The following is a 276-nucleotide window of genomic DNA, read 5'->3' as shown; positions in this document are numbered from 1 at the left end:
ACCCTTGAAGGCGGTACCAGTTGCAGGCTTTGCGCTCACTCGTAGCCGGGATAGCGATTTTGCTCTCGGCAGACAAGCCATCGAGCAAACTCTTGGGAACCAAGAGGTCGGTAGCACTCGGCGTGTGAGCGGCGCTCAAGGTGGGCGGTTGTGTAGCGCTGAAACAAGCCTGATGCGCCACCACAGCAGTGCCCTTGGCAAGCTTTAGCCAGGTCTTGCTGTCGGCGGGTAGTCGCAGCGCCCAGTCACGGCTGTCCTTGATGAAGTCTTCCACGT

Annotated in this window: 1 pseudogene; it reads right to left on the bottom strand. The window is 59.4% G+C overall.

The annotated features are described in order from the left end of the window. Positions 1-276 (bottom strand): annotated as a pseudogene (locus ACZYSM_RS29585) (hypothetical protein); the annotation flags it as partial.

The organism is Pseudomonas sp. F220, from assembly GCF_057813935.1.
This window is presented reverse-complemented; position numbering and strand designations above follow the sequence as displayed.